The organism is Janthinobacterium sp. TB1-E2, assembly GCF_036885605.1.
GTDB lineage: Bacteria > Pseudomonadota > Gammaproteobacteria > Burkholderiales > Burkholderiaceae_D > Janthinobacterium > Janthinobacterium aestuarii.
On record NZ_CP142523.1, the window covers coordinates 5,475,124 to 5,501,778 of the forward strand.

22 protein-coding genes and 1 tRNA gene are annotated in these 26,655 nt (G+C 65.0%); 8 read left to right on the top strand and 15 right to left on the bottom strand.

The window, feature by feature from the left end:
* Positions 1 to 42: 42 nt before the first annotated feature.
* The 8 genes from OPV09_RS24635 to OPV09_RS24670 all read right to left on the bottom strand — a co-directional run bounded on the left by OPV09_RS24635 (position 43) and on the right by OPV09_RS24670 (position 9,561).
* Positions 43 to 1,437: an efflux transporter outer membrane subunit gene (locus tag OPV09_RS24635; protein WP_219327785.1), complete on the bottom strand. Its 1,395-nt coding sequence runs from the start codon at positions 1,435 to 1,437 to the stop codon at positions 43 to 45.
* Positions 1,434 to 2,615: an HlyD family secretion protein gene (locus OPV09_RS24640; RefSeq protein ID WP_070301358.1), complete on the bottom strand. Its 1,182-nt coding sequence runs from the start codon at positions 2,613 to 2,615 to the stop codon at positions 1,434 to 1,436. Before OPV09_RS24640 ends, OPV09_RS24635 begins: the two co-directional genes overlap by 4 nt.
* Positions 2,602 to 4,296 carry an MFS transporter gene (locus tag OPV09_RS24645; RefSeq protein ID WP_034747197.1) on the bottom strand — a complete coding sequence of 565 codons (1,695 nt, stop codon included), beginning with the start codon at positions 4,294 to 4,296 and terminating at the stop codon, positions 2,602 to 2,604. The genes OPV09_RS24640 and OPV09_RS24645 overlap by 14 nt, the downstream gene beginning before the upstream one ends.
* A gap of 197 nt (positions 4,297 to 4,493) precedes the next feature.
* The gene (locus OPV09_RS24650; protein WP_338679613.1) at positions 4,494 to 6,905 is read right to left on the bottom strand and encodes a catalase; all 2,412 of its coding nucleotides are present in this window, start codon (positions 6,903 to 6,905) and stop codon (positions 4,494 to 4,496) included.
* Between the two features lie 240 nt (positions 6,906 to 7,145).
* Complete coding sequence (locus OPV09_RS24655) at positions 7,146 to 7,499, bottom strand: DUF883 family protein (protein ID WP_072455638.1); 354 nt, start codon at positions 7,497 to 7,499, stop codon at positions 7,146 to 7,148.
* A gap of 433 nt (positions 7,500 to 7,932) precedes the next feature.
* A complete protein-coding gene (locus tag OPV09_RS24660; protein WP_338679614.1) occupies positions 7,933 to 8,337 on the bottom strand; it encodes an energy transducer TonB in 405 nt (134 codons plus the stop codon).
* A 19-nt stretch (positions 8,338 to 8,356) separates the two neighbouring features.
* Complete coding sequence (locus tag OPV09_RS24665) at positions 8,357 to 8,743, bottom strand: hypothetical protein (RefSeq protein WP_219327789.1); 387 nt, start codon at positions 8,741 to 8,743, stop codon at positions 8,357 to 8,359.
* A gap of 398 nt (positions 8,744 to 9,141) precedes the next feature.
* The gene (locus tag OPV09_RS24670; RefSeq protein WP_217653682.1) at positions 9,142 to 9,561 is read right to left on the bottom strand and encodes a DoxX family protein; all 420 of its coding nucleotides are present in this window, start codon (positions 9,559 to 9,561) and stop codon (positions 9,142 to 9,144) included.
* 187 nt (positions 9,562 to 9,748) lie between these two features.
* Between OPV09_RS24670 and OPV09_RS24675 the strand changes: the two genes are divergently transcribed.
* The 3 genes from OPV09_RS24675 (at position 9,749) to OPV09_RS24685 (ending at position 12,289) form a co-directional block, all read left to right on the top strand.
* Positions 9,749 to 10,726 carry an alpha/beta hydrolase gene (locus OPV09_RS24675; RefSeq protein WP_338679615.1) on the top strand — a complete coding sequence of 326 codons (978 nt, stop codon included), beginning with the start codon at positions 9,749 to 9,751 and terminating at the stop codon, positions 10,724 to 10,726.
* Between the two features lie 163 nt (positions 10,727 to 10,889).
* Positions 10,890 to 11,633 (top strand): sensor histidine kinase, encoded by a 744-nt coding sequence (locus OPV09_RS24680; RefSeq protein ID WP_338679616.1) that lies wholly within the window; start codon positions 10,890 to 10,892, stop codon positions 11,631 to 11,633.
* 14 nt (positions 11,634 to 11,647) lie between these two features.
* Positions 11,648 to 12,289 (top strand): response regulator transcription factor, encoded by a 642-nt coding sequence (locus tag OPV09_RS24685; protein ID WP_338679617.1) that lies wholly within the window; start codon positions 11,648 to 11,650, stop codon positions 12,287 to 12,289.
* Positions 12,290 to 12,319: 30 nt separating this feature from the next.
* On the opposite strand, the gene OPV09_RS24690 is transcribed toward OPV09_RS24685, so the two are convergent.
* Positions 12,320 to 12,598, bottom strand: a complete 279-nt coding sequence (locus OPV09_RS24690; protein WP_072455644.1) for a XapX domain-containing protein — start codon at positions 12,596 to 12,598, stop codon at positions 12,320 to 12,322.
* A gap of 73 nt (positions 12,599 to 12,671) precedes the next feature.
* A complete protein-coding gene (locus OPV09_RS24695; RefSeq protein ID WP_034747885.1) occupies positions 12,672 to 13,358 on the bottom strand; it encodes a hydrolase in 687 nt (228 codons plus the stop codon).
* 210 nt (positions 13,359 to 13,568) lie between these two features.
* On the opposite strand from OPV09_RS24695, the gene OPV09_RS24700 reads away from it, so the two are divergent.
* Positions 13,569 to 14,201 carry a response regulator transcription factor gene (locus OPV09_RS24700; RefSeq protein WP_338679618.1) on the top strand — a complete coding sequence of 211 codons (633 nt, stop codon included), beginning with the start codon at positions 13,569 to 13,571 and terminating at the stop codon, positions 14,199 to 14,201.
* Here the strand turns inward: OPV09_RS24700 and OPV09_RS24705 are convergent.
* Entirely contained in the window at positions 14,175 to 17,255 is a 3,081-nt protein-coding gene (locus tag OPV09_RS24705; protein WP_338679619.1) for a sensor histidine kinase, read from the bottom strand. The genes OPV09_RS24700 and OPV09_RS24705 overlap by 27 nt on opposite strands.
* 6 nt (positions 17,256 to 17,261) lie before the next feature.
* Positions 17,262 to 17,960 (bottom strand): YoaK family protein, encoded by a 699-nt coding sequence (locus OPV09_RS24710; RefSeq protein ID WP_070301353.1) that lies wholly within the window; start codon positions 17,958 to 17,960, stop codon positions 17,262 to 17,264.
* Between the two features lie 245 nt (positions 17,961 to 18,205).
* Here OPV09_RS24710 and OPV09_RS24715 point away from each other — a divergent pair, with 245 nt between their 5' ends.
* The 4 genes from OPV09_RS24715 (at position 18,206) to OPV09_RS24730 (ending at position 22,587) form a co-directional block, all read left to right on the top strand.
* Positions 18,206 to 20,080, top strand: a complete 1,875-nt coding sequence (locus OPV09_RS24715) for an amidohydrolase (RefSeq protein WP_338679620.1) — start codon at positions 18,206 to 18,208, stop codon at positions 20,078 to 20,080.
* Positions 20,081 to 20,087: 7 nt separating this feature from the next.
* The gene (locus OPV09_RS24720; protein ID WP_219327796.1) at positions 20,088 to 21,179 is read left to right on the top strand and encodes a porin; all 1,092 of its coding nucleotides are present in this window, start codon (positions 20,088 to 20,090) and stop codon (positions 21,177 to 21,179) included.
* Between the two features lie 83 nt (positions 21,180 to 21,262).
* Positions 21,263 to 22,090, top strand: coding sequence for an AraC family transcriptional regulator (locus tag OPV09_RS24725; RefSeq protein WP_219327797.1), 828 nt, complete (start codon positions 21,263 to 21,265; stop codon positions 22,088 to 22,090).
* 77 nt (positions 22,091 to 22,167) lie between these two features.
* Positions 22,168 to 22,587 carry a cupin domain-containing protein gene (locus tag OPV09_RS24730; protein WP_219327798.1) on the top strand — a complete coding sequence of 140 codons (420 nt, stop codon included), beginning with the start codon at positions 22,168 to 22,170 and terminating at the stop codon, positions 22,585 to 22,587.
* A 68-nt stretch (positions 22,588 to 22,655) separates the two neighbouring features.
* On the opposite strand, the gene OPV09_RS24735 is transcribed toward OPV09_RS24730, so the two are convergent.
* The 3 genes from OPV09_RS24735 to pepN all read right to left on the bottom strand — a co-directional run bounded on the left by OPV09_RS24735 (position 22,656) and on the right by pepN (position 26,649).
* Positions 22,656 to 22,731 (bottom strand) — tRNA-Thr (locus OPV09_RS24735).
* A 117-nt stretch (positions 22,732 to 22,848) separates the two neighbouring features.
* Positions 22,849 to 23,850: a class 1 fructose-bisphosphatase gene (locus OPV09_RS24740; RefSeq protein WP_034747152.1), complete on the bottom strand. Its 1,002-nt coding sequence runs from the start codon at positions 23,848 to 23,850 to the stop codon at positions 22,849 to 22,851.
* Between the two features lie 144 nt (positions 23,851 to 23,994).
* Entirely contained in the window at positions 23,995 to 26,649 is a 2,655-nt protein-coding gene (pepN, locus tag OPV09_RS24745) for an aminopeptidase N (protein ID WP_338679621.1), read from the bottom strand.
* Between the last annotated feature and the right edge of the window lie 6 nt (positions 26,650 to 26,655).

Consider the following 26,655-nt stretch of genomic DNA (forward strand, 5'->3'; position numbering starts at 1 on the left):
CCCTGCTCAGAATATTACACTGGCCGCGCCGTGCACACGCGCCTATTGCGCCTTGGCCGACCAGCCGCCGCCCATGGCGCGGTACAGGTCGACCGAGGCGACGAGGATGCGCGTCTTCAGCTGCAGCAGCCCCACGTCGGCGCTGTACAGGGTGCGCTGGGCGTCGAGTTCTTCCAGGTAGGAGGCGTAGCCGTTGCGGTAGCGGTTGTGCGCGATGCGCAAAGTGTCGGCCGCCGTGGCGCGGCGCGCATCGTTTTCCACGGCTTGCTGCCGCAGCCGGTAGATGGCGCCCAGGCTGTTCTCCGTTTCGGCGAAGGCATTGCGCACCACGTTTTCATATGTGTACACGAGCTGGTCGCGCTGGGCGCCCGCCGCATCCGTCTGCGCCTGCACCCGGCCGCCATCGAACAGGGGGCCGGCCGCCAGCGCCGTCAGGCGCCACAGGGCGGTCGGTGCATGCAGAAAATCGGTCAGGGTCGTGGCTTGCCCGCCGCCGACGGCCGTCAGCTTGAACGAGGGCAGCAGCTGGTCGCGCGTGGCGGCCAGGCTGGCGTTGGCGGCCGCCAGGTTGTGTTCCGCACGCGCGATGTCGGGCCGCCGGCGCAGCAATTCGGATGGCAGTCCGGCCGGCACGTCGGGCGCCGCCAGCTCGGCCAGCGGCAAGCCGCGCGCGATGGGGCCCGGATTGCCGCCGACGAGGATGGCCAGCGCGTTTTCCTGTTCGAAGATCTGCCGCTGCAGCTGCGGCACCTGTTCGGCCGCCGCATGGTATTCCGATTGCGCCTGCAGCCATTCCAGGCGCGAGCTGTAGCCCACTTCGAACTGCTTGCGCGCCAGCTCGCGCGACTGTTCCCGCAGCTGCAGGGTCGATTGCGTGAGCGCCAGCTGCGCGTCGAGTCCCCGCAGATTCAGGTAAGCGGTCGCCACGCTGGCGGCGATCGACAGGGCCGCCGCATCGAGGCTCGCCTGCTCGGCGCGGTAGCTCTCGCCCGCTGCATCGCTCAGGCTCGCCAGCCGGCCCCACACATCGATCTCATAACTGGCCTGCAGTTCCGCCTGGAAGACATTCGTCACATACGGCTTGCCGCTGGACGCCAGGGTGCGCGTACGCGTGGGCGAACCGTCGAAGGCGAGGCTGGGTGCGCGGTTGGCGTCGGCCTGCGCCAGGCGCGCGCGGTATTCCTGCAAGCGGGCGCGCGCCACGCGCAAGTCGCCATTGCGCGCCAGCGCCTCGCCCACCAGGTCACTCAAGACCGGGTCGCCAAAGGCTTGCCACCACAACTGCTCGACATGGGCCTCGGTCGCCGCAGGCGCACCGGCCGCTTGCGCGCGCCAGCCGGATGGCAGCTGCAGTGCCGACGCAGGCTGCGGTGGCGCGTTGGCGGCGCAACCGGCCAGCGCCAGCGCGCCGGCCATCAGCAGGAAACGGCGCTTCATGGCTTGGCCTTCTTCGGCGGCGGTGGCGGCGCCGGATTGTCCGCCGAGTCGTTCAGCACGGCAGACGTATCGACGCTGACCACCACCGACATGCCGGGCACGAGCCGGCGCGCATTCGCCTGCCCCGGATCGATGCGGATGCGCACGGGAATGCGCTGGGCGATTTTAAGGTAGTTGCCCGTCGCGTTATCGGCCGGCAGCACGGAAAACTCGGAACCGGTGGCCGGCGAAATGCGCTCCACCTGGCCCGTCAGCACGGCGCCGTCGAGCGCGTCGACGTGGAAAGTGGCGCTTTGCCCTTCCTGCACGCCGTTCATCTGCGTTTCCTTGAAATTGGCGATCACCCACATCTGTCGCGGCACCAGCGCCATCAGCTGCGCGCCCGAATTCACGTATGCGCCCTGGCGCACCGTCACCTGGCCCAGTTGGCCATCGGATGGCGCCACGATGCGCGTGTTATCGAGGTCGATCTTGGCCGCCTTGACGGCCGCCTGCGCATTGGCCACGGCCGCTTCCAGCGCCTGTTTGTTGACCACCACGCTATGCACGCTTTGCTGGGCGATGTCGAGATTGGCGCGCGCCTGCGCCAGCGCCGCCGCCATCTGCGCCTGCGTGGCGCGCGACTGGTCATGTTCGCGCTGCGACAGCGAGCCATCGGCCACCAGCTGTTCCACGCGATTGAGGTCGGCGCTGGCCTTGCGCGCCTGCGCTTCCGCATTCGCCATCACGGCCTCGCTGACGGAAATGCCCGCCTGTGCGCTGGCCTTTTGCTGCGCCCAGTTCGACAGCGCCGCCTGCTGCGCGGCCAGCTGGGCCTGCGCCTGCTCGTAGCGCTGCTGGTAGATGCGGTCGTCGATACGCACCAGCAGCTGGCCTTCCTTGACGTCCATGAAATCCTGCACCGTCACTTCCACCACATAGCCCGACAGCTGTGTGCCGATGATGGTCACCTGTCCGCGCACGGTGGCGTTTTCCGTCGTCACGATGGGACTCGTGAACGGCGGCAGACGCCACGCGTACAGCACGATCAGCACGCCCACCAGGGCCACGGCGGCAAAGGCCAGCGCGGACAGCCACTGGTGGCGCCGGTCCGGCTGCGCCGTGGAAGTGGTTGGCGCCGGCGTGGTCGCGGCTGCGGGCGTTGTCGGTGCTGGTGGCGGAGTATTATTTTCTGTCATTGCTCGGTTCCGAATTGGTAATGGGGACGATGGCCATGGCCGTCTGCGCATCGCGCACGGGCCCGACCAGGCGGCGCGCGCCGGTGGTGATGCGGGTCCAGGACTGGCTGACCAGCATCCAGATCAGGGTGGCGATGGCAACGCCGGCGATCATCAAAAAAACGTCGTTATAGGCCAGCACATTGGCTTCGCGCGTGGCGACGGCGCCCAGGCGCGCCACGCCCTGGGCGCTGCGCAACGCAGGGTCCATCAGTACGCCGCCATAGCTTGCGGCGCCCGACTGCACGCGCGCAGCCACCTGCGGATCCAGCATGCTCAGGTGCTCGACCAGGTAGCTGGAATGGTATTTTTCGCGCGCCGTCTGGATGGTGCCGACGATGGCCGCACCGAGCAGGCCGCCCAGGTTCTGCGTCATGGTAAACATCACGGAAAAGCTCACCAGGTTGCGCGGTTCGGCAATCACGGCGCCCATGCCGGCCACCATGGTGGGACCGAGGAAATACGTGCCGCCAAAGGCCAGCAGGAACTGGCTCACATACATGTTGACGGGGCGCGTCTGGCTGGTGGCGTGCGCGTCGATCAGGGCGCCGGCGGCGATCAGCAGCAGCGCGAACATCAGCGAGCGGTTCAAGGTCGCCGGATTGATCGTCAGCGCGCTGACCACCAGGCCCGCCACGCTGCCCAGCAGCACCACGACGAACAGGTTCTGCATCTGGTCCGTGTTCAGGCCCAGCGCCTGCAGAAAGCCGACGGCGCCCGTCGATTCGGACAGCACGATGCGAAACAGCAGCACCGATAAAAACAGCTTGGCGATCTTGCCCGTCGTGAGCCAGCGCGTGTTGAGCAGCGGGCGCGCGCGGTTATGCTCGATGGCCAGCGAGGCGGCGATCAGCACGATGGAGCACGCCAGGCACACGCCCACCCACTCCGACTCCATCCACCACGCCGTGCGCCCCTGAGCCAGCACGGCGCACAGCAGGGCCACGCCGGGTGCGAACAGGATGAAGGTGAGGAAATCGAGCGGCTCGAACGTCTGCACCCGGTCGCCGGGCGGCAGTTTCAGGGCCAGCACGCAGCCCAGCGCCAGCAGGGCCAGTCCCAGTTCGAACAGGTACAAGCCGTGCCATTCGCCGATCTGCAGCAGTTCGGAGGTGAAGATGCGCGCCAGGGGCAGCGCCAGCTGGGCAAAACCCAGGCCCAGTACCACGCCCTTCAGGCGGTGCCGTGCGGGAAACGCCTGCAAGGTGTAGTACAGCCCCAGCACCCCAAGCGCGCCGCCCACCATGCCATGCGCGGCGCGCACGGCAATCGCCGACGGCAAGGTATTGGCATACAAGTGGGCGAACGTCACCAGCGCATACAGCACCAGGAACGCTTCCGTAAACAGGCGCAGGCCGAACTGCTGGCGGAACTTCACCAGCAGCAGATTCATGGAAACGATGGTCATCACATAGGCGGCCGGCAGCCACTGCATCTGATAGGCATAGGCGGCCAGCGAACCTTGCAGGTTCAGCAAATTGGCCGTCACCAGGCCGTTGCCCAGTCCCCCCGTCAGCGCGACGATCAGGCCGACGATGAAATACGCGACACGCTTGGGCGTCGAATGTTCGGGCATCGATGGCGACCCGGGCAAGGTCGGGCGTTCGCCCGGCCCCCAGGTGCGAGGTGTGTACTTGTCCATGCGGTAATCGCGATCCGGTTTGCTGAAGCCGTTCCTTGCTGCTGTTATAGAAATAGTTGCAAATGAACAGTTCTAGTCAGCAGCATATCACCGCGGGACGTTTTTATTGTTTACATTGTTGCAGGGCGTTGCGCACGAAACGCAAACAGGGTATGCAGCGGGGCCGGCGGATCCGGCCCCTGTGCAGACGCAGTCACTCACACCCGCGGCGGATCCGTCTCGCGCGCAAACGCCCGGTGCGCGGCCAGCGCTTTCTTGAACGCAGCCACGGCTTTCGCTAGGTCGCCGGAAGGCGCGACGATGATGGCGGGATCGGGTTTGCCGTCGGGCAGGGTCACCGGCACGCCCGCCTTGTCCAGCAAGTCCTTGCCTGCGCCGATGACCAGCATCGGCTTGCAGTGGCGGTATTGCAGGCGCAGGAAGTCGAGCGCGTTGGCGTCGCTGCCCAGCTGCTGCACGGCGCCCTGGCCGTCGGGCACCACGACGGCGTCGAACAATACCCCCGGCCCTGCTTCGAGCGAGATTTCCACGTCCAGCGGCGCGCCGCCGCTCGTATCGACTTTGCCCAGGTGGCTGCCCACCAGGCGCGGCGCGGCGCCATCGGCCAGCAGCGCGGCATAGATGCTGCGCACCTGCGCGCCATCGCTGCCCGGCCCCACCAGGATTGCCACGCGCCGGGTATGGATGCCCGTCTTGCCAGGGCGGAAAAAGAGCGACAGGGCTGGCGATGGCGGATACGCGGGCAGCGGATCCAGGGAAGCGCGCGGCATGACGGGCGGCAACGCCAGGCCCAGGCCATCGGCCAGGCGCTGCGCCAGGGTCTCGTCGACATTGCGCAGCATGGCGACGATGCGCTGGCGGATGGCCACCGTCTGCACCTTGCTCAGTTCAAAGCGGAACGCATGCACAATGTGCTCTTGTTCGACAGGCGTCTGGCTGATCCAGAACAGGCGCGCCTGGCCATAATGCTCGGCGAATTTCTCGGGCTTGCCGCGTACCTTGTCGCCTTCGGCGGAAGCAGGAAAACTGTTGAAACCCTTGACGCCCGCCTGGAACGGACAGCCACCCGCCAGCGAGTTCGGTTCATACGCGACCCGGCCCCGGTTGATGGCCTGGCGGTGCATGCCGTCGCGCTGGTTGTTATGCACGGGCGCCAGTGGCGCATTGATGGGAATTTCATGGAAATTGGGGCCGCCCAGGCGCGTCAGCTGGGTATCGACATACGAGTGGATGCGCCCCTGCAGCAGCGGGTCGTTACTGAAATCGATGCCGGGCACGATGTGCGCCGTACAGAAGGCCACCTGCTCCGTCTCGGCAAAAAAATTGTCGGGATTGCGGTTCAGGACCATTTTCCCGACGGGGATCAGAGGGACGACTTCTTCGGGAATCAGCTTGGTCGGGTCGAGCACGTCGAAGGGAAACGCTTCCGCCTGCGCTTCCGTGAAAACCTGGAAGGACAGCTCGTATTCGGGATACTCGCCGCACTCGATGGCTTCCCACAGGTCGCGCCGGTGGAAGTCGGAATCGGCGCCGCTGATTTTGACGGCTTCGTCCCACACGAGCGAATGCGTGCCGGCCATCGGCGACCAGTGGAATTTGCAGAACACGGACTGGCCCTTGGCATTGACGAGGCGGAAGGTGTGCACGCCGAAGCCCTGCATCATCCGATAACTGCGCGGGATGGCGCGGTCCGACATGACCCACATCAGCATGTGCGTGATTTCCGGCGACAGCGACGCAAAATCCCAGAAGGTGTCGTGCGCGCTGGCCGCCTGCGGCATGCCATGGTGCGGCTCGGGCTTGACGGCGTGGACCACGTCGGGGAATTTCATCGCATCCTGGATGAAGAAGACGGGGATGTTATTGCCGACCAAATCCCAGTTGCCCTCGTCCGTATAAAACTTCACGGCGAAGCCGCGCACGTCGCGCGCCGTATCGGTCGAACCGCGTTCGCCGGCCACCGTGGAAAAGCGCACGAAGACGGGCGTGCGCTTGCCCGCCTTGGCGAACGGCGCGGCGCGCGTCAGCTTGCTTTGTTCCTTGTAGCATTCGAAATAGCCATGGGCGGCCGAACCGCGCGCATGCACGACGCGCTCGGGGATGCGCTCATGGTCGAAATGCGTGAGCTTTTCACGCAGGATGAAATCTTCCATCAGGGTGGGGCCGCGCAAGCCCGCCTTCAAGGAATTCTGGTTGTCGCCCACGGGCACGCCCTGGTTCGTCGTCAGCACGCGGCCGCTGTCGTCGGCACGGGCGCCGTCGAGCGAGGCGTTACGCGCATTTTCGCCAAGTGCCGGGTGACCGTCGCCCGTCTTAGGAGACGCTGTCGTTTCGCCCGTGGTGCTGGCCGTGGCCAGCGGTTCGCCCGTTGCCACATGCACGCCTTCGACCGGCGTGCGCGCCGCGTCGCCATACTGGCCATCTTCCTTGGGATTGACGGCCATGGCGGCGGACAACTGCTGGCCGGCGGCCGTCTTTTGCAGCAGCGCGCGGGTTACGTCATTGTCCGCGCCCAGGCTGTGCGGCGCATTGCTATCGGATGGGCCGGACATGCTGCTCAATACGGAACCCGCACCGTCCGTGGACGGCGTTTTCTTGTTGGTAGCCATTACATCTCCTGTGAGTAGTTTGCCCCGGGAAGTAACGCTACAACTCCCTCATTCAGCGCACGAACAGGGCAATCAAAATAATGATGGGAATAGGTATGCCGATCAACCACAACAAAATGGAGCGCATCATCACTCTCCTTTACTGCTTGCTACTACCTTGTGCGCATGGGCGCCGGCCCACCCGCCATGACGGCGGAGGGAACAGCGCCCACGACAGTACCTTCCAGGAAGGCGCAGAACTTATCTACGCGAACCCAGCAGTTTCGACAGGCCATAGCCAGCCGCTGCCGCGATCAGCAGGGACACGGCCGGGCGTTCGCGCACATAACCGCGGCCCGTTTCGCCGGCACGCTGGCAGGCGGCGCCCAATTGCTTGCCGCGCGCCATCAGGCGTTCGGAAGCCTTGTTGACGCTGTCGCTGACCTGGCCGAGGCGGTCGCCCACTTGGTCCACGCTGTCATGGGCGCGCGTGGCCACCTTGTCGGCCAGGGGCTGGGCCTGGCTTGCCACCTTGTCGATGGTACGGTGCAAATCCTGTCGAGTATCCTGGGCGGTGCCATTCATATCGGAGCTGGTTTTTTCAATCGCGTTCATGATGGTTTCCTTTAACAGTGAATAATTTCAACCATGCTCGATGCCGTGACCGAATCATGATTCTCCTCGCTTCGGGGAAAAAGAAGCGGCTAAACGCTGCCGGGCTGAGCCATATCAAACAGTGGATCAGCAGCAAGCTGTTGGCACTACCTTAACTGCGTCCACCCCGCGCCACCGTGCGCTGCCACACCTTGAGACACAGACTTAAATTCCTGTTGGAAATAACAATCCCCGCCGGCCTGGTGGGGCGGACGGGGATGGAGGTGAGTTTGGCAGGCCTGGCCGGCGTGCGCAGCGAAGAGAACGCGTGTTGTGATCCGCATCGTCCTCACCGGCACCAGTCACACGCGCAACGACGGCATCCATCGAAGAAAGAAACCACGGCGCGAACGGCTGCTTCTATAGCAAGGACGATGGGCCAGGCGTTCCGATATCAGAAACCTGTCTCTTCAAGACTCCATACATATTGGATATAGGACCAAGCCTCAACCGTTTTTCCATCGATGACGGCAGGTTCAAATCGACATTTAGACAAGGAAATCAACGCAGCATCATCCAAATCCGCATTGCCGCTTGATTTTTTCACCTTGGCATCCAAAACCTTTCCGTTGACGCCTATCAAAAAGCTCAAAGTGACTGTGCCTTCTGCTTGTTTAAGCTGCGCGGCACGCGGGTAAACTGGTTTCCGGCAACTTGCGCCAATGCTGCCATCAATGCTGGAAGCCTGCTGGCCAAATCCTGTGTCTTTAACAAATTGCGCATTTGCAGGCAGGTTAACGACCCAGCAGGCGCCCCCGGAAACCACCGCTAGCAAAATTTTAAAAAATGGCGTTGACATTGATATAAACCCTTGCCTGTCAAGGTTGCAGGGGAGTGGCAGCGTGCGTCAGACGACGTGGCCGAAGCAAGATGGCTCGAGAAATGACGTGGACCCTGCCGCTAAAATTGAGCTGTTCAACTTGACGAATGACCCGCGTTAAATCCTGTTCGGATGTTACGCCATCGAATTGAATTTCTATCTCAACGCTTCCATGGCTGGTGCTGGAATTGACTTGCGCTACGCGCTCGAGCTTGTAAAAAGACTGTTCAAGCGGAGTCGTGATGAGAGTCATCAACTGCTCGGGCAAACTTTCGCTGACGTTGTACTGAACGGATACGACAGGGGCGCACGGCTGACTTGCGCCAGCGGCTGCAGCGGCGGCAAAGAGCGCCGCGGCCATCGGAAAGAAGGATTTCGACGACACGGTGCACCTCTTCTTATCAAGATAAAAACCACACCATCTGCTCCTGGTAACCAACAACGGTTACTTGCCAGGCAGGCTTTCAGGGAGTTTTTTGGTCGGTTTTCTTCCCTGGCCATATGGCCGAGCATATACCACAAAACACGCCTACAAAGACGGCACGGTGCCAGTCGAATGCATGCGTATCGCTCATCAGGCCTGTATAGAGAAGGCTGCCCGTGGCGGTCCCCAAAGTGGTGATTACAAATGTCTTCATGGTCCGCCAACTCCCATTCATTGAAATAAAGCCCGACGAAATGACAACGGCACCTGAATATTGTATCCAGATAAACGGCATCGTGGCATTAAAAATAAGAAATTATATTTGGACCATGAAACTGGTATGCATGCCAATACCTGAGTCAAGCACGCAGGCGCAACCGCGCATCGAGCGAATAGCGTCCAGCGCCGCTGATGGCAATGGTGCCGAAGACGATGATCAGCAGCCAGCCGAACTGGCCGTCGGCGATGCTCCAGTCCGGGTGCACGAGCAGCATGGACACGCCCAGCAGGAACAGCAATGGCAGACAGGCCAGGCGCGTCAGCAAGCCGGCGGCGACCAGCAGCGGGCAGACGATTTCCGCGAACAGGGCGCAGTACAGGGTGACAGCGCGGCCCAGGTGCAGCGGGTCGTCGATATGCGCCAGTTCATCGGAAAAATGCAGCAGCTTGGGCAGACCGTGCACGTGCAGCACCAGCAGCGCACCCGTCAGGCGCGCAAACAGCATACCCGCATCGGGTAAAAAGGGGCCGGCCAGCGCCGCCATCCAGTTTTTCTTCATGATCGCTCCAGTGGGAAAGCCAGTCGGCGCGGCGCGCCGCTGCCAGCCATCATAGGCAGGCGGACACGTGGGCGCGACTGGTCTTTTGGCAGAGGCGCCGGCGCGCGCGAAGGCCTAGACTGGCCGATGCCATCACTGGTCCAGGCCGTAACCGGCCTCCCTCCCCCATCCCCGAAGGAAATGCATCATGTCGAAGAAAATCGAAGCCGAAGAAGTCACTTCCCGCCGCAAGCTGCTCGTCAGCGTCGCCGGTGTCGCCGCCGGTGCGGGCCTGCTGGCCGCCGGTGGCGCCAGCGCCGCCGCCAAGCCTGCCGCTGCCGCTGCCGCACCGGGCAAGCTCACCGTCAACAGCGTCACCGTCAAGGACGGCACCGTCATCCACTTCAAGGACTGGGGCACGGGCACGCCCGTCGTCTTCAGCCACGGCTGGCCATTGCAGGGCGACGCCTGGGAAGACCAGATGATGTTCCTGGCCAGCCACGGCTACCGCGTGATCGCGCATGACCGCCGCGGCCACGGCCTGTCGAGCCAGCCATGGCAGGGCAACGACATGGATACCTACGCCGACGACCTGGCCACCCTGCTCGACGCGCTCGACATCAAGGGCGCGACCCTGGTCGGCCATTCGACGGGTGGTGGCGAAGTGGCGCGCTATATCGGCCGCCATGGCGAAAAACGCGTGGCCAAGGCCGTGCTGGTGGGCGCCGTGCCGCCGCAGATGGTCAAGTCGGACACCAATCCCGGCGGCTTGCCGATGTCGGTGTTTGACGGCATCCGCGCCGGCGTGCTGGCCGACCGTTCGCAATTCTTCAAGGACCTGACCGTGCCGTTCTTCGGCGCCAACCGTCCCGGCAACAAAGTGTCGCAAGGCATGCGCGACACCTTCTGGCTGCAGGGCATGCAGTGCGGCATCAAGAACGCCTACGATTGCATCAAGCAGTTTTCCGAGACGGACTTCACGGCCGACCTGAAGAAAATCTCCGTGCCGACCCTGGTCGTGCACGGCGGCGACGACCAGATCGTGCCGATCGACGCGTCCGGCAAGGCCGCGGCCAAGCTCATCAAGAACGCCAAGCTGGTCATCTATGAAAGCGCGCCGCACGGCTTGCCGGCTACCCACAAGGACCGCCTGAACGAAGATTTGCTGGCCTTTATCAAGTCCTGATCGTTCTTCGCTCCCCGCACCGCCGGCCCGCCCGGCGGTGTTTATCGCCTCCGCCGCATAAAAAACCCGCCCGCCTCCCCCATTCGTATAACTGCCTTGCCTGACGGCGCGTGCATACTTGTTGCAATGCGGCATACGCCGCGACAGCGACAGGAGCACGGCGATGGCGAGCATGCATTATTTCCCTCAGAAGCAAGACGCCGGCCTGGCGCACGCGCAGCACATGGGCGGCATGGACGGCATGGGCGAATTTGCCGCATCGGTCGCGCACGAGGTGCGCCAGCCGCTGGCGGCCATCGCGCTCAATGCCGATGCCGCCTTGCGCTGGCTCGACCACGATCCGCCCCGCCTCGACGAGGCGCGCGCGGCGCTGGCCCTGGTCGCCAGCGCCGGCAGCCATGCCAGCGCCGTGCTGCGCAGCGTGCATGGCCTGGCCTGCAAGACGCCGGGCAGCCACGATCATTTTGTGGCCGACGACGCCGTGCAGGACCTGCTGCCGCTGCTGCGCGCGCCACTGCAACGCCACGCCATCCACCTGGAAACGCAACTGGCACCGGGCCGCCCACTGCTGCACGCCGACCCGGTGCAATTCCGTCAAGTCCTCCTGAACCTGCTGATGAACGCCATCGAAGCCCTGCAGGGCACCAGCGGCAGGCCGCGCACGGTGCTGCTGTCCTCGCGCCTCGATGGGGGCGTGCAGCATTTCAGCATCGCCGACAATGGCGCCGGTATCGCGCCGCAGGCAGCCGGCCGCCTGTACGACGCCCTGTATTCCAGCAAGCCGGACGGCATGGGCATGGGCCTGGCCATCTGCCGCCGCATCGTCGACGCGCATGGCGGCCGCCTGTGGCATGCGCCCGGCGCGCCCCGCGGCAGCGTCTTCCACTTCACCCTGCCAGCGTTATGAGGACAACCATGGACATGACCACGCCCCCGGCGGATCCGCCGATTACCCTCTTGATCGCCGACGACCACCCGCTGATCCTGGCCGGCCTGGCCTCGCTGATCGCATCACTGCCTGGACTGCGCCTGCTGGGCCAGGCCGGCACGGGCCTCGCCGCCGTGGAGCTGTACCGGGAGCTGCGGCCCGACGTGGTGCTGATGGATTTGAACATGCCGGAGATGCATGGCATCGAGGCGATCGAGCGCATCTGCGCGGACGACGCGCAAGCGAAGATCGTCATCCTCACCAGCTACCAGGGCGAGGACAGCGTGCACCGGGCCTTGGGCGCCGGCGCGCGCGGCTACCTGCTGAAGGATTCCGGCTTCCTGCAACTGACGCAGTGCATCCGCCAGGTGGCCGCCGGCAGACATTACCTGCCGCCGGAACTGGCGGCGCAACAGGCCAGCCGCATTGACGCGAACCGCCTGTCGAAACGCGAACACGACATTCTGCTGCACCTGTCCGCAGGCAAGAGCAACAAGATGATCGCGCGCAGCGCCGGCATCGAGGTGGGCACCGTCAAATTCCACGTGAACAATATTTTGACCAAGCTCAACGTATCAAGCCGCACCGAGGCGGCCACGGTGGCCGCCCGGCGCGGCTTGCTGGGCGCGTTCTAGCTGCCGGGAACCGGGGTCAGACCCCAGCATTTACGCTGCATCATCATCCAACTTTGCCGCGGCCTTGGCCAGCGTTGGCTTCGCTTCCACGCCGCTGATCTTCGGCACGCATTCACTGCGCAGCCACGATACCGTCACAGGCTCACCCGCCATCAGGCGCTTGACGCTGGGGACGATCTGTTCGCCGATCAGCATGCCCAGCAGGCCGATCAGGGCTATCGCGGGCGGCGCCGGCGAGCGCACCTGCAAGACGGCGTAGATGATGCCAACCAACAAGCCCACAGCCAGCGAAATCACATATAACTTCATGGCGCATTCCTTTCGATGAAAAAAAACGCCGCGCGCGGTCAGGCGCGCGGCGCATGGCATAGCCGCGCGGCGATTACTTGGCCGGCACCGGCGCCAGGGTCGTGTGTTCGCCATGGATGCGCTGCGGCGCCTTGTGCACCATCGTGTAGGCGTAGTCGACGCCCATGCCGTAGGCGCCCGAGTGTTCGCGCACGATGGCCATGACGGCGTCATAGGTTGCCTTGTGCGCCCAGTCGCGCTGCCATTCCAGCAGCACCTGCTGCCACGTCACCGGCACCACGCCGGCCTGGATCATGCGCTGCATGGCGTAGTCGTGCGCTTCCTTCGACGTGCCGCCCGAGGCATCGGCCACCATGTAGATTTCGTAGTCGCCTTCGAGCATCGCGCACAGGGCGAAGCTGTTGTTGCACACTTCCGTCCACAGGCCCGACACGACGACTTTCTTCTTGCCGTTGGCGGCCAGCGCATCGCGCACCTTCTGGTCATCCCACGAATTCATCGAGCTGCGCTCAAGGATATCCTTGCCGGGGAAGACGTCGAGCAGTTCCGGATAGGTGTGGCCGGAGAAGCTTTCCGTTTCCACCGTGGTGATGATGGTGGGGATGTTGAACACCTTGGCGGCCTTGGCCAGGCCCACGGTATTGTTTTTCAGCGCCTGGCGGTCCATCGACTGCACGCCGAACGCCATTTGCGGCTGCTGGTCGATGAAGATGATCTGGCAATTGTCGGGGGTAAGGACTTCCAGTTTCGGATTGGTCATGATGTCATCCATGAAGGTTGGGGTTGAGTGGGTACTGCCGTGCATCGTATGCCTGGCGCCGCGCCCGCACCACTATCTAAATATAGGCTGGCATGTTGATTGCCTCTGGGAAATAGCTCCTACAGGAGGGCGGGCGCTGCGGTAAAATACCTTTTGCTTACCATGTTCCGACGACTCTTGATCGATAACTCTTCTTTGCCAGACAACATCATGCGCAGCGATACGGCACCGATACGCGTCCTCATCGCCGACGACCACCAGTTGCTGCTCGACGGCATCGCGGCCCTGCTGCGCGCCTTTCCCGGCGTGGTGCTGGTGGGCCAGGCGACCGATGGTCAGCAGGCGGCACAGCAATTTGACGCGCTGCGGCCCGATGTCACGCTGATGGATTTGCAGATGCCGGTCATGAGCGGACTCGACGCGATCGGCGCCATCCGCACGCGCCATCCGCAGGCGCGCATCATCGTGCTGACCACCTACAAGGGCGACACGCAAGTGCTGCGCGCCATCCGCGCGGGCGCCTGCGGCTATGTGCTGAAAAGCGCGCTGCGCCACGAATTGCTGGCGGCGATACAGAACGTGCACGCGGGGCGGCGCCACATCACGCCCGAGATCGAGGCGGAGCTGGCGCTGTATGCCTGCAGCGACGTGCTGTCGAACCGCGAACTGGACGTACTCAAACAGGTGGCGCAAGGCAATTCCAACCGCGAAACGGGCGCTCTGCTGCAGATCAAGGAAGAAACCGTCAAGGCGCACATGAGCACCATCCTGGCCAAGCTGGGCGCCAGGGACCGCACCCATGCCGTCACCATCGCGCTACGGCGCGGCATCCTCGACGCCTGAGCGGCGCCAGCGCTGCCACCAGCGGCGCAGCGGGCCGTGCGCCACCGGCCAGGCGCGGCGCGCCGGCACCCGCAGGTGCCACTGCGTGCCGCCTCCGTCGCGCCCGCCCACGGACAGGCGCGCGCCGAGCCTGGCGGCGCGCTCGCGCATGCCGGGCATGCCCCAGTGTCCGGGAATATGTCCATTGGCCGCCACCACGGGCGGCAAGCCCTGGCCATCATCGCGCACGAGCAGTTCAATGCCGCCGCACGCATAGCGCACCGCCACCTCGACCACCTGCGCGCGCGCATGCTGGAAGGCATTGCGCAGCGCTTCGCTGGCGATGCGGTAGATTTCATGCGCGGCGCGCGCATGCAGCATGCGCGGCTCGCCTTCCTCCGCATAGCGGAAGACGATGCCGTGCTGCGCCGCCAGCCGTTCGCCTTCGCGCTGCAGGATGGCGCTCCAGCGGGCGCCGGCATCGTCGCCGGCGCGCAAGTCGTGCACGTGGTCGCGCCCCTCGCCCAGCATGCGGTCGGCGTCGTCGAGCGCGCGCAGCATGGCGGCGCGCGCGGGATCATCCTCGGCGATGGCCATGCTGGCATTGTGAAAGTGCAGGATCATCGCCTGCGTGCCCTGCAGCAGGGTATCGTGCAGTTCGCGCGCGATGCGTTCGCGCTCGGCCTGCTGCGCCTCCATCCGCGCCTGCAGGCGCGCGGCATGCTGGCCCAGCCGCCAGCGGCAAACGCCATACGCGGCCGCCAGCAGCGCCGCCGCGCACAGGCTGCGGAACCACCAGGTCTGGTAGAAGACGGGCAGCACGCGGAACGGCAATTGCGCCACCGCGCTGGCCACGCCGTCACCATTGATGGCCATCACCTGGAAGCGGTAGGCACCCGGCCCCAGGCCCGTGTATTGCGCCTGGCGCCGCTCGTCCGCATGCTGCCAGTCCCTGTCGTAGCCTTCCAGCCGGTAGCGGAAGCGCAGGCGCGACGGCGCGCCCAGGCTGCTGGCGTTGTAGGCGAACTGCACGTCGCGCGTGCCGGCCGGCAGGCGCTCATAATCGGCGGCGGCAACGTTCTCGCCATCGACCATCAATGCGCCGATCTCGGCCCGCGGCGCCGGCAGTGGCGGCGCCGGCTGGCGCGGGTCGATCCAGAAGGTCGCGCTCTGGCGCGAAAACCAGATCCTGCCATCATCCGCTTCGGCAATCGAGTCGTTATGCAGCAAACTCATTTTGCCGTTCAAGCCATCGGCGCCATCGTACAACTGCGCCTGCATGGGATGCGACGGATCGCGCAGGGCCTGGGCTACTTCGGCCGCGGCCACGCGCACGGCGCCATTGCCCGTATTGAGCCACAGGCTGCCGTCGCGCGCGCGCAGCATCCCAACCACGCCATCGAAAACGCCGGGCGCCGCAGCGCGCAGCGGCACGAAGCGCCCATCGCGCCACAGCGCCAGGCCATGCTGGCCGCCCGCCAGCAGCTGGCCGCCGGTCTCCAGCAGCGCGGGCACCTTGCCCAGGTCCAGGCCCTGTGCGGGACCATAGCTGGCCAGCCGCCCGTCCTCAAGCACGGCCACGCTGCCGTCCGGATAGGACAGCCACAGGCGGCCGGCCGCATCGGCCAGCAGCGCCAGCGGCACCTTGCGCCCGCCCTCGGGCAAGGCTGGTTCGCGCCGCCATGCACCGTCCGCGTACTGGAATACGCCGGCGCCGCTGAAAATCGCCCACAGGCTGCCGTCGGGCGCGTTCACGGCCATGCGCACCCGTTTCAAGGCGGCCGCTTCCGGCGGATAGGCAATCGTGTCGAGCACGCGGCCATCGTCGCCAGCGAGCCGCAGCAGGCCGGCGCGGGTGCCCACGCGGATGCCGCCCGGCGCCGCCATGATGGCCGTGATCGGTCCCAGCGCGGGCGCGCGCAGCACCTTGCCGTCGGGCGCCGCCAGCATCAGCGGCGTATCGCCCTCCTTCGACAGCCACATGCGCCCTCCCGTGCCGGGCGACAGCTGCTGCGCGCGGAAGGCTTCGGGCGCCTCGGGTCCCGCGCGCGCGCTGAGGATCACGGGCGCGGCCTGGCGGAAGCGGTCCAGGCCAGCATACGTGGCAACCCAGACATTGCCTTCATTGTCGTCGCACAGGGAACCGATCAGCACATTGCTCAAGCCGTCGCGGGGCAGGAACGATTCCGTGTCGCCGCTGATGCCCAGCTGTTGCGGCTCCAGCGCGCCGGCGCTGCGCGTGCGGTGCAGGCCGAACTGGCTGTCGAACCACAAGGTGCCTTGGCGGTCGACCAGCATGCTGCCGCTGGTGCCGCTCGTATCGCGGTAGATCCAGCGATGGTCGAGCTGGTCGTAGCGCTCGAGCGAGTCGATGATGCGGATGCCGCGCAGCTCCAGCAGATACAGGCGGCCGTCCGGTCCCTGCTGCGGCGGCGCGCGCAAGTCGAGGCGGCCCACGGGCGGCGCGAAGCGCGCCTGGCCCGGCTGCCAGATAAACAGGCCCTGTTCGCTGAACACGCCCAGCCTGCCGTCGCGGTCCGCGAACACCGCCGAGGCCTTTTGCGCCGTGTAGCCCTGCGCCGGCCCCATCGCCTGCCAGCGCCGGCCGTCGAAGCGCGACACCCCGGCCACGCCGGCGGCCCACACGGCACCCGTGCCGTCGATGGCAAAACCCCAGATGGAACCGGGCCGCACGCCCTGCGCCTCGCCGTAATTGCGCACCAAGCCATCCTTGACATGGCTGATACCACCCACTTGCCAGCCCACCCACATGCCGCCATCGGCCGCGCGCTTGAGGGCCAGGGTCACCGTATCGGGAAACGCGCCCTGGCGCGCGCGCAAGGGCGCGAAACGCAGGCCGTCAAAACGCACGAGGCCCGAATGGGTGCCCAGCCACAGGAAGCCGTCGCCCCCTTGGGCGATGACGCTGATATCGTCCGGTGCGCCATCCCTGGACGTCCAGCTGGTGTGCTGCAGCTGGTGGATGCCGCGCGCCGCGTCGATGGCCAGCCCGGGAGGGCTGAACAGCAGCAGCAAGGGCAGCCAGCACAGCGCGGCCAGGACGGGCAGGCGCACGGCCGGTCAGGCGGCAGGCACGGCCGCGTGGCCGCTGCGGTGCTGCACGATGATCAGGCCGGCGAGCAGCAGCAAGGGCACGGCCAGCGCCACGAAGCCGAAAGCCAGGTAGGCAAAGGCGGCCGCGATGGCGCCCAGGGCGAAGGCTGCCAGCGGCCAGAAGAACTTGCCGCAGCGCGCATGGGTGGCGGCATCGGCCGCGCCGCGCAGCACGTCGACGGTGTCGATGACGATCTGCGTCACGTTCCCCGTCATCATGGAAGTGGGCGCCAGGTGCGCCAGCAGCAGCCGGCTGGTGGCGCTGTGCACGCCCATGGCGGCCGTGCCCAGCAAGCCCGCCGCCATGGCCATGGAACTGACGTCCTTGCCGATCGGTTCGGCCAGGATGCCAAACACCATGAAGCCGGCCAGCAAGGCCCACTGCAGCAGCATGGCCAGCGTCAGCGACGGGCCGGCGCGGCGCTCGACGGCCAGCACCATCAGGCGCGTGACGGCCACGCCGGCGATAAAGGCGGGAAAAGCGAGAAACTTCAGCAGGATGGAGGCGCGCGATGCGTCCGCCAGGGCGGCGCCGATCAGCACGAAGTTGCCCGTGACATGGGCCGTAAACAGGCCAAACAGGGCAATAAAACCCAGGGTATCGACATACCCGGCTAAAAATCCCAGGCTGGTGCCGAACAAGCGGCTGTGTGGTGGCTGATCCATCGAATGACTCCCGATACCGTGCAATGCACTAAAAAACAAAAAACGCGCCAGGGAAGCGCCCCGGCGCCACTGCCTGCATGGTAAGCCATGCGGCCGGCCTGCGCCCCCGCCATTCGGCCAGTGCGGCCCGCTTCACCTGATCTTTTGGCCCGTGTTCAAGCGCGGAATGCCAGCTACACTGGCCGACGTGACTTTCGCGCCGCGCACGCCGGCCCTCCCCCGCACCGCAACCATGGAGCTGCACCATGCCAGAACACACCCTCCCCGCCGCCGCACCCTTGATACTGCTCAATGGCTGCTTCCATACCGTCGACAAAAGCTGCCCGCAAGCGAGCGCGGTGGCCATCGCCGACGGCAAATTCCTCGCCGTGGGCGACGCAGACGACGTCATGCGCCACCGCGCGCCCGACAGCCGCGTGATCGACCTCGGTGGCCGCACCGTGATTCCCGGCCTGAACGACTCGCACCTGCACCTGATCCGCGGCGGCTTGAACTACAACCTGGAATTGCGCTGGGAAGGCGTGCCGTCGCTGGCCGACGCCCTGCGCATGCTGAAAGAGCAAGCCTTGCGCACGCCGAACCCGCAGTGGGTGCGCGTCGTCGGCGGCTGGAACGAATTCCAGTTCGCAGAAAAGCGCATGCCGACTCTGGACGAGATCAACGCGGCCGCACCGGACACCCCCGTCTTCATCCTGCACCTGTACGACCGCGCCCTGCTCAACCGCGCCGCCCTGCGCGTGGTCGGCTACGATAAAAATACGCCGAACCCGCCCGGCGGCGAAATCGTGCGCGACGCGGCCGGCAACCCCACGGGCATGCTGATCGCGCGTCCGAACGCCATGATTTTATATGCGACCCTGGCCAAGGGTCCAACCCTGCCGCGCGAATTGCAAGTCAATTCCACGCGCCAGTTCATGCGCGAACTGAACCGCCTGGGCCTGACCAGCGCCATCGACGCGGGCGGCGGCTTCCAGAATTATCCGGAAGACTACGCGGTGGTCGAGGAACTGGCGCAAAAAGAGCAGCTGACGATACGCATCGCCTACAACCTGTTCACGCAAAACAAGGGCGCGGAACTGCAAGACTTCCAGAAGTGGACGGAGATGGTCACGCCGGGCCAGGGCGACGATTACTACCGTCATAACGGCGCCGGCGAAATGCTCGTGTTTTCCGCCGCAGACTTCGAGGATTTCCTAGAGCCGCGCCCGGACCTGGCGCCCGGCATGGACGACGAACTGGAAAAGGTCGTGCGCCACCTGGTGTCGAAACGCTGGCCCTTCCGCCTGCACGCCACCTACGATGAATCAATCGAGCGCATGCTGACGGTGTTTGAAAAGGTCAACCGCGATATCCCGTTCGATGGCCTGCACTGGATGTTCGACCACTGCGAAACCATCACGCCGAAAAACATCGACCGGGTCAAGGCGCTGGGCGGCGGCATCGCCATTCAGCACCGCATGGCCTTCCAGGGCGAATATTTTGTCGACCGCTACGGCGCGGAAGCGGCCAAGGCCACGCCGCCCATCGCCCGCATGCTTGCCTCTGGCGTGCCCGTGGGCGGCGGCACGGACGCCACCCGGGTCGCCAGCTACAACCCGTGGACGGCGCTGTACTGGCTGGTGTCGGGCCGCACGGTGGGCGGCTTGCGCCTGTACGACGCGGGCAGCCGTTTGTCGCGCGACACGGCGCTGGAACTGTGGACGGCGGGCAGCGCCTGGTTCTCCAGCGAGCAAGGCAAGAAGGGCCGCATCCAGGAAGGCATGCTGGCCGACCTGGCCGTGCTGAGCGCGGATTTCTTCAGCATCGATGAAGAGGCGATCAAGTCGATTGAGTCCGTGCTCACCATCGTCGGCGGCAAGATCGTCTACGGCCAGGCGGAATTTACCAAGCTGGCGCCGCCTGCCATTCCCGTGCTGCCCGATTGGTCGCCCGTGAAAAACGTGGCCGGCCACTACCGCTCCGCGCCGCCGCAAAAAACCAGCGTCATACAGCAGCACCAGTGCCAGGGCGCCTGCGGCGTGCATGCCCACGCCCACGACGTGGCGCGCAAGAGTTCCGTACCCGTGTCCAGCCACTCCGGCTTCTGGGGCGCGCTGGGGTGCAGCTGCTTTGCGTTCTGAGGTGCGTATGGCGCGCGTGTTTTCATGCGCCGCCGGTGCCTTGGCACTGGCGGCGGCCCTGCCCGCTACGGCACAGGAAAATGTGCAGCTGTACGGCCGCCTGAACGTGGCGCTCGAAGCGCTGCGCTCGTCCGGTAGCGGCGACAGCGTGCAGCGCCTGTCCAACAACCGCTCGGTACTCGGTGTTCGCGGCAGCGAAGACCTGGGCGGCGGCTGGCAGGCGCTGTTCCAGGTCGAGGGCACCCTGTCGCCTGACACGGGCGCGGGTTCCATTGCCGCGCGCGACACGCGCGTCGGCATTGCCGGCCCGTGGGGCACGCTGTTTGCCGGTAACTGGACCCTGCCCTACAACAGCGCCACCTCGGCGCTCGACCCGTTCTACCCCACCACGGCGGGCTACATGAGCTTGATGGGCAATGGCGCGGGCGCCACCGAAAACAATACCAGCAACGCATATTCGTTCGACCGGCGCCAGCAGAACAGCGTCCATTACTGGACGCCGCAGTGGCAGGGCTGGTCGCTGCGCGTGGCGCGCGGCATGGCGGAAGAACGGCCGGCCAACGGTGCGCATCCGTCACTGACGTCGGCCGCCCTGCTCTACGACAGTGGCGACCTGTACGCCAGCCTGGCGCATGAAGAGCACCACGACTACCAGGGACGGGGCTTGAGCGACCGTGGCAGCAAGCTGGCCATCGCGTGGCGGATCGACAGCGCCACGCAACTGGCGTTAGCCTTGGAAAGCCTGCGCTATGCCACAGCGACGGGAGAGCTGCGCCGGCGCACGGTGTATGCCTCCGCCACGCGCCAGTTCGGCCGCCATGGCTTGCGTGTCGGCCTGGCCCACGCGCAAAGCGCCACCGGCAGCGCGCTGGAAACCATCGGCACCGTGCGCGCGGGAGCCGGCACGGGCGCCACCCACGCCACCATCGGCTACGACTACCAGCTGTCGAAACGCAGCAGCCTGTTTGCCTACTACACGCGGCTGGCCAACGGCCGCAACGGCATCGCCGGCTTTGCCATCAACAGCCTCGGACGCGAAACAGGTGCTGCAGGCGCCACCCTGTCGGGCGTGGCGCTGGGCATCAAGCACAACTTCTGAGGCACGGTTTTCATGGACAGCCCTGCGCGCGGCGCGTACAGTCTTCGTTCCGCAACCAGGGCAGGCATCTGCGAACAGACACCATGAAGCGAGCATCAGCGCCGGCGCTTGGCGACTGGGTCAAGTGCGCCGAACCGGTACAGGGAATCGAACGCATCGAGGCGTGGTTCCAGGGCAAGGCCTATGCCATGCACCGCCACGATACCTACGCCATCGGCCGCACGCTGGCCGGCGTGCAGCGTTTCAGCTACCGCCGCGGCCAGCGCGACAGCCTGCCCGGCAATACCATGATCCTGCATCCCGACGAGGCGCACGATGGCCAGGCGGGTACCGACGCCGGCTTCCGTTACCGCATGCTGTATATCGAACCGGCGTTGTTCCAGGACGTGCTGGGCGGCCGCGCGCTGCCCTTCATCGAAGGTGGCGTGTCGACCGATCCCCGCCTGGCGACAGCCACCTGCGCCTTGCTGCCGCACGACGGCCATCCGCTCGAAGCGCTGGAGCAGAGCGAGGCGCTGGCCGAACTGGCGCATGCGCTGGCGGCGGCGGCCGGCACGCCGGCGCAGCGTCCAAAAGGCGACTTCCTGGCGGCGCGGCGCGCGCGCGACTACTTGCAGGCGCACTGCACGCGCGCCGTCACCCTGGAGGAACTGGAAGCGGCAACGGGACGCGACCGCTGGAGCCTGTCGCACGACTTTCGCGTGTTTTATGGCACCAGCCCATACCGCTATCTGACGATGCGGCGTCTGGAGATGGTGCGGTGCCTGCTCTTGGGTGGCGCCACGCTCGCCTCGGCCGCCATGGCGGCAGGCTTTGCCGACCAGAGCCACATGACGCGGCATTTCCTGAAAACCCATGGAATCACCCCCGGCCGCTGGCTGCGCTATGCTGGCGGCGCCAGCACACGCTGAAAACACCCACGATCGTTCAATACGGCCGGCAAGCACCTGCGTATTCTGGCTGCATCGCCACTTGAACGGAGCACAGCATGCCAGACACTACCATTACCACCACCACGCGCGGCCAGGGCCAATCCATCGACCTGGCAGGCAAGATCGACCTGATCGACGGGCACTGGCAACCGCGCGTCATCGCCGAAATGAACGACTACCAATTCAAGGTCGTCAAGGTACTGGGCGAATTCCAGTGGCACCGGCACGCCGACACGGATGAAACCTTCATCGTGCTGGACGGCGAATTGCGCATCGCCGTGCGCGGCCCTGGCTATGCGGAAGGACACGCCATCGTGCTGACTGCCGGCCAGCTGGCCGTGGTGCCCAAGGGTGTCGAACACAAGCCGTGCGCCCTTGCCGAAACGAGGCTGCTGCTGATCGAACCGCGCGGCGTGGTCAACACGGGCGACGGCGGCGCGGGCGAACGCACGGTGGAGAACGACCAGTGGATCTGAAACAGGAAAGCGACAAATAACAAAAAACCCGCTGACTTTTGCAAGTAAGCGGGTTTTCTGATGAAACTTGGTGCCGTTGGCCGGAATCGAACTGGCGACCTTCACATTACGAATGTGCTGCTCTACCAACTGAGCTACAACGGCGAAGACCCACATTCTACAAACAATGCACAAAATTTGCTAGTGTCAACGCGAACTTTTTTGCATTTTTTTAGCGGCCTGGCTGCGCGCCGCTAAAAATCGTGGAAAAGTGCGGTTTTTTTACTCAGCGTGGTAGGCCGTGACGCGGGCCACTTCGTCTTTCGAACCGAGGAAGACGGGCACGCGCTGGTGCAGCTTGTGCGGGGCGATGTCCATGATGCGCTGCTGGCCGTCGGTGGCCGCGCCGCCCGCTTGCTCGACGATGAAGGCCATCGGGTTCGCTTCGTACATCAGGCGCAGCTTGCCCGGCATCGACGTGTCACGCAGGTCGGCCGGGTACATGAAGATGCCGCCGCGGTTCAGGATGCGGTGCACGTCAGCCACCATCGAGGCGATCCAGCGCATGTTGAAATTGGTGCCGCGCGGGCCAGTGTCGCCGGCCAGCAGTTCGTCGACATAGCGCTTCACGGGCGGATGCCAGTGGCGCGCGTTCGACATGTTGATGGCGAATTCCTTCGTCGTCGGCGGAATCTGCATATTGCTTTGCGTGAGGACCCACGAACCCATTTCGCGGTCCAGGGTGAAGCAGTTCACGCCATTGCCGAAGGTCAGCACCAGCATGGTTTGCGGGCCGTACACGGCGTAGCCGGCCGCCACTTGCTTGCTGCCTGCCTGCATGAAGTCCTGCTCGGTCGGCTGACCCATGCCGTCCGGCGCTTTCAGCACGGAGAAGATGGTGCCGATCGAGACGTTGACGTCGATGTTCGACGAACCATCGAGTGGATCGAACAGCAGCATGTATTCGCCCTTCGGATAGCGGTTCGGGATCGGGTGGATCGATTCCATCTCTTCTGACGCCATGGCCGCCAGGTGGCCGCCCCATTCGTTCGCTTCGAGCAGGATCTCGTTGGAGATGATGTCGAGTTTTTTCTGTACTTCGCCCTGCACGTTTTCCGTGTCGGCCGTGCCCAGCACTTCGCCCAGCGCACCCTTGCCGACGGCGTGGCTGATGGTCTTGCAGGCGCGCGCGACGACTTCGATCAGCAGGCGCAGTTCGGCCGGAATGCTGTTGTTCGAGCGCTGCTCTTCAACCAGGTATTGCGTAAGACTGATGCGTTTCATGAAACCCCTTCGTTAGTTTTAAATACGTCTCGTTCGGTGCCTGTCGGCTTACGCGCCCCTGGCGCTAAGCCGACCTACAAAATGATGAATGCCCATGCATGCGCGTAGGTCGGATTAGCCCGCAGGGCGTAATCCGACGTGCAATCAATTGGCCAATGCCTTGCTGACCACTTCCATCACGTCATTCGACAAACTGGCCTGGCCGGCGACTTTTTCCAGCGCGTCGCGCATGGAGCCTTGCAGCGCCGGCACGTAACGGCGCCAGCGGTCCATCGAGCGCGCCAGGCGCGCGGCCACTTGCGGGTTCAGGGCGTCGAGCGCGATGACCTGTTCCGCCCAGAAGGCGTAGCCGCTGCCATCCTGTGCATGGAACTGCGATGGATTGCCGTTGGTGAAATTGAAGATCAGGCTGCGCGCGCGGTTCGGATTTTTCAAGGTGAAGGCCGGATGCGTCATCAGCTGGCGCACGGCTTGCACATCGGTCGTGGGCGCGGCCGCCTGCATGGCGAACCACTTGTCGACCACCAGCGCTTCGTTCTCGAAATCGCTATAGAAGCTGGTCAAAGCCGCCTGCGCATGCGGCTGCGAGCCGGAATGAATCAGCGCCGCCAGCGCTGCTGCCCGGTCCGTCATGTTGCCGGCATTGTCGAACTGCAGCCGCGCCAGGTCCAGCTCCGCCGCTTCGGGCGCGATCAGCAGATACGACAGGGCCAGGTTTTTCAGCGCGCGCTTGCCGGCCGACAGGGCGTCGGGGCTGTACTCGCCCGGCGTCTGGTTGGCGTGGTACTGCGCCAGCCATTCAGGCTTCAGGGCCGCAGCAATCGTGCGGCGCATGAACTGGCGCGCCGCGTGGATCGCTTGCGGGTCGACTTGCGCCATGCGCTCGGCGATGATGGTTTCCGACGGCAGGATCAGGGCCAGCTCGCGGAAGGCGGGATCGAGCGTGTCGTCGGCCAGCAAGGCGCGCTGCGCTGCAATGAAGGTGTCGTCCAGCGCCAGGGTCTCGCCGGCGGCGACGGCGCCCGTCAGTTTCAGCAGCCGCTCCATGGCCAGGCGCTGGCCCGCTTCCCATCGGTTGACGGGATCGCTGTCGTGGCGGAACAGGTGCAGCAACTCGGCATCGGTATAGCCGTATTCGAGCACCACGGGTGCGGAAAAATCGCGCAGCAGCGACGGCACGGGCGCTTCCGCCACGTTCGTGAAGCGGAAAGTCTGCGACGCCTGCGTCAATTCCAGCACGACGCTGGTGGCGCCATCAGCTGCCACGCCATCGACGTGCAGCGGCAGGTCGCGGCCATCGGCAGCCAGCAAGCCGACGGTGACGGGAATGTGGAACGGCAGTTTCTTCGCCTGGCCCGGCGTGGCGGGACAGCTTTGCGCCAGGGTCAGCTCGAACGTCCGGCTGGCCGTGTCATAGCGCGTGGAGGCTTTTACTATCGGCGTGCCGGCCTGGCTGTACCAGCGCTCGAATTGCGTGAAGTCGCGGCCATTCGCATCGGCCATGGCGGCACGGAAATCGTCGCACTGGACGGCCTGGCCATCGTGGCGCTCAAAATACAGGTCCATGCCCTTGCGGAAACCGTCGCGGCTCACGAGGGTCTGGTACATGCGCACCACTTCGGCGCCCTTCTCGTAGATGGTGACCGTATAAAAGTTATTGATCTCGACAAAGGAGTCGGGACGCACGGGATGGGCCATCGGACCCGCGTCTTCGGGGAACTGCGCCTGGCGCAAGGTGCGCACCTGGTCGATGCGCGTGACGGCGCGGCCCGTGTCCGTGCCGATCATGTCGGCCGAGAATTCCTGGTCGCGGAATACCGTCAAGCCTTCCTTCAGCGACAGCTGGAACCAGTCGCGGCACGTCACGCGGTTGCCGGTCCAGTTGTGGAAGTATTCGTGGCCCACCACCGCTTCGATGCCCGCGTAATCGACGTCGGTGGCAACGCGCGAATTGGCCAGCACGTACTTGGTATTGAAAATATTCAGGCCCTTGTTTTCCATGGCGCCCATGTTGAAGTCGCCCACGGCGACGATCATGAAGCGGTCCAGGTCCAGCTCCAGGCCGAAGCGCTCCTCGTCCCAGCGGATCGAGTTTTTCAGCGACTGCATGGCGTAGTCGGTCTTATCGAGGTTGCCGTCTTCCACCCACACTTGCAGCAGCACTTCGCGGCCCGACTTCAAGGTGTAGCGCTCTTCCTGGCACACCAGGCGCGCGGCGACCAGCGCGAACAGGTAGGACGGTTTCTTGAACGGATCTTCCCACTTGGCGTAATGGCGGCCGTCGCCCAGGTCGCCCTCTTCGATCAGGTTGCCATTCGATAGCAGCACCGGATATTGTTCCTTGTCGGCGCGCAGCATGACCGTGTACTTGGCCATCACGTCCGGACGGTCCGGGAAGAAGGTGATGCGGCGGAAGCCTTCCGCTTCGCACTGCGTGAAGAAATTATGGTTCGATACGTACAGGCCCGACAGCGACGTGTTGTCCTGCGGCGCCAGCACGGTCTCGATATCGAGCAGCACCTCGTCCGGCGCCTTGGGGATGGTCAGCATGCCGGCCGTCAGCTTGTACTGCGACGGCTTCAGCACCTTGCCATTCAGGCGTACCATCACCAGTTCGATATGTTCGCCGTGCAATTCAATGCTGCGGCTGGCGCTGGCCGGGTTGTGGCGCAGATGGATCCGGCTCGCCACCACTGTGCGGGCGGGATCAAGATCGAAACCAAGTTCGACGCTGTCGACCAGGAAGCTGGGCGGCGTGTAATCTTTGCGGTAAATCGTCTGAGGGCTGTCTGTGCGCATAGGGAT

Excerpts from the sequence above, each read along its gene's own strand:
- OPV09_RS24670 (WP_217653682.1), bottom strand. The coding sequence starts at position 9,561 with ATGAAGAAAAACTGGATGGCGGCGCTGGCCGGCCCCTTTTTACCCGAT.
- OPV09_RS24660 (WP_338679614.1), bottom strand. The coding sequence starts at position 8,337 with ATGTCAACGCCATTTTTTAAAATTTTGCTAGCGGTGGTTTCCGGGGGC.
- OPV09_RS24680 (WP_338679616.1), top strand. The coding sequence starts at position 10,890 with ATGGCGAGCATGCATTATTTCCCTCAGAAGCAAGACGCCGGCCTGGCG.
- OPV09_RS24650 (WP_338679613.1), bottom strand. The coding sequence starts at position 6,905 with ATGGCTACCAACAAGAAAACGCCGTCCACGGACGGTGCGGGTTCCGTA.
- OPV09_RS24655 (WP_072455638.1), bottom strand. The coding sequence starts at position 7,499 with ATGAACGCGATTGAAAAAACCAGCTCCGATATGAATGGCACCGCCCAG.
- OPV09_RS24710 (WP_070301353.1), bottom strand. The coding sequence starts at position 17,960 with ATGGATCAGCCACCACACAGCCGCTTGTTCGGCACCAGCCTGGGATTT.
- OPV09_RS24645 (WP_034747197.1), bottom strand. The coding sequence starts at position 4,296 with ATGGACAAGTACACACCTCGCACCTGGGGGCCGGGCGAACGCCCGACC.
- OPV09_RS24700 (WP_338679618.1), top strand. The coding sequence starts at position 13,569 with ATGCGCAGCGATACGGCACCGATACGCGTCCTCATCGCCGACGACCAC.
- OPV09_RS24725 (WP_219327797.1), top strand. The coding sequence starts at position 21,263 with ATGAAGCGAGCATCAGCGCCGGCGCTTGGCGACTGGGTCAAGTGCGCC.
- OPV09_RS24720 (WP_219327796.1), top strand. The coding sequence starts at position 20,088 with ATGGCGCGCGTGTTTTCATGCGCCGCCGGTGCCTTGGCACTGGCGGCG.
- OPV09_RS24715 (WP_338679620.1), top strand. The coding sequence starts at position 18,206 with ATGCCAGAACACACCCTCCCCGCCGCCGCACCCTTGATACTGCTCAAT.
- OPV09_RS24740 (WP_034747152.1), bottom strand. The coding sequence starts at position 23,850 with ATGAAACGCATCAGTCTTACGCAATACCTGGTTGAAGAGCAGCGCTCG.
- OPV09_RS24640 (WP_070301358.1), bottom strand. The coding sequence starts at position 2,615 with ATGACAGAAAATAATACTCCGCCACCAGCACCGACAACGCCCGCAGCC.
- OPV09_RS24635 (WP_219327785.1), bottom strand. The coding sequence starts at position 1,437 with ATGAAGCGCCGTTTCCTGCTGATGGCCGGCGCGCTGGCGCTGGCCGGT.
- OPV09_RS24675 (WP_338679615.1), top strand. The coding sequence starts at position 9,749 with ATGTCGAAGAAAATCGAAGCCGAAGAAGTCACTTCCCGCCGCAAGCTG.
- OPV09_RS24730 (WP_219327798.1), top strand. The coding sequence starts at position 22,168 with ATGCCAGACACTACCATTACCACCACCACGCGCGGCCAGGGCCAATCC.
- OPV09_RS24685 (WP_338679617.1), top strand. The coding sequence starts at position 11,648 with ATGACCACGCCCCCGGCGGATCCGCCGATTACCCTCTTGATCGCCGAC.
- pepN (WP_338679621.1), bottom strand. The coding sequence starts at position 26,649 with ATGCGCACAGACAGCCCTCAGACGATTTACCGCAAAGATTACACGCCG.
- OPV09_RS24690 (WP_072455644.1), bottom strand. The coding sequence starts at position 12,598 with ATGAAGTTATATGTGATTTCGCTGGCTGTGGGCTTGTTGGTTGGCATC.
- OPV09_RS24695 (WP_034747885.1), bottom strand. The coding sequence starts at position 13,358 with ATGACCAATCCGAAACTGGAAGTCCTTACCCCCGACAATTGCCAGATC.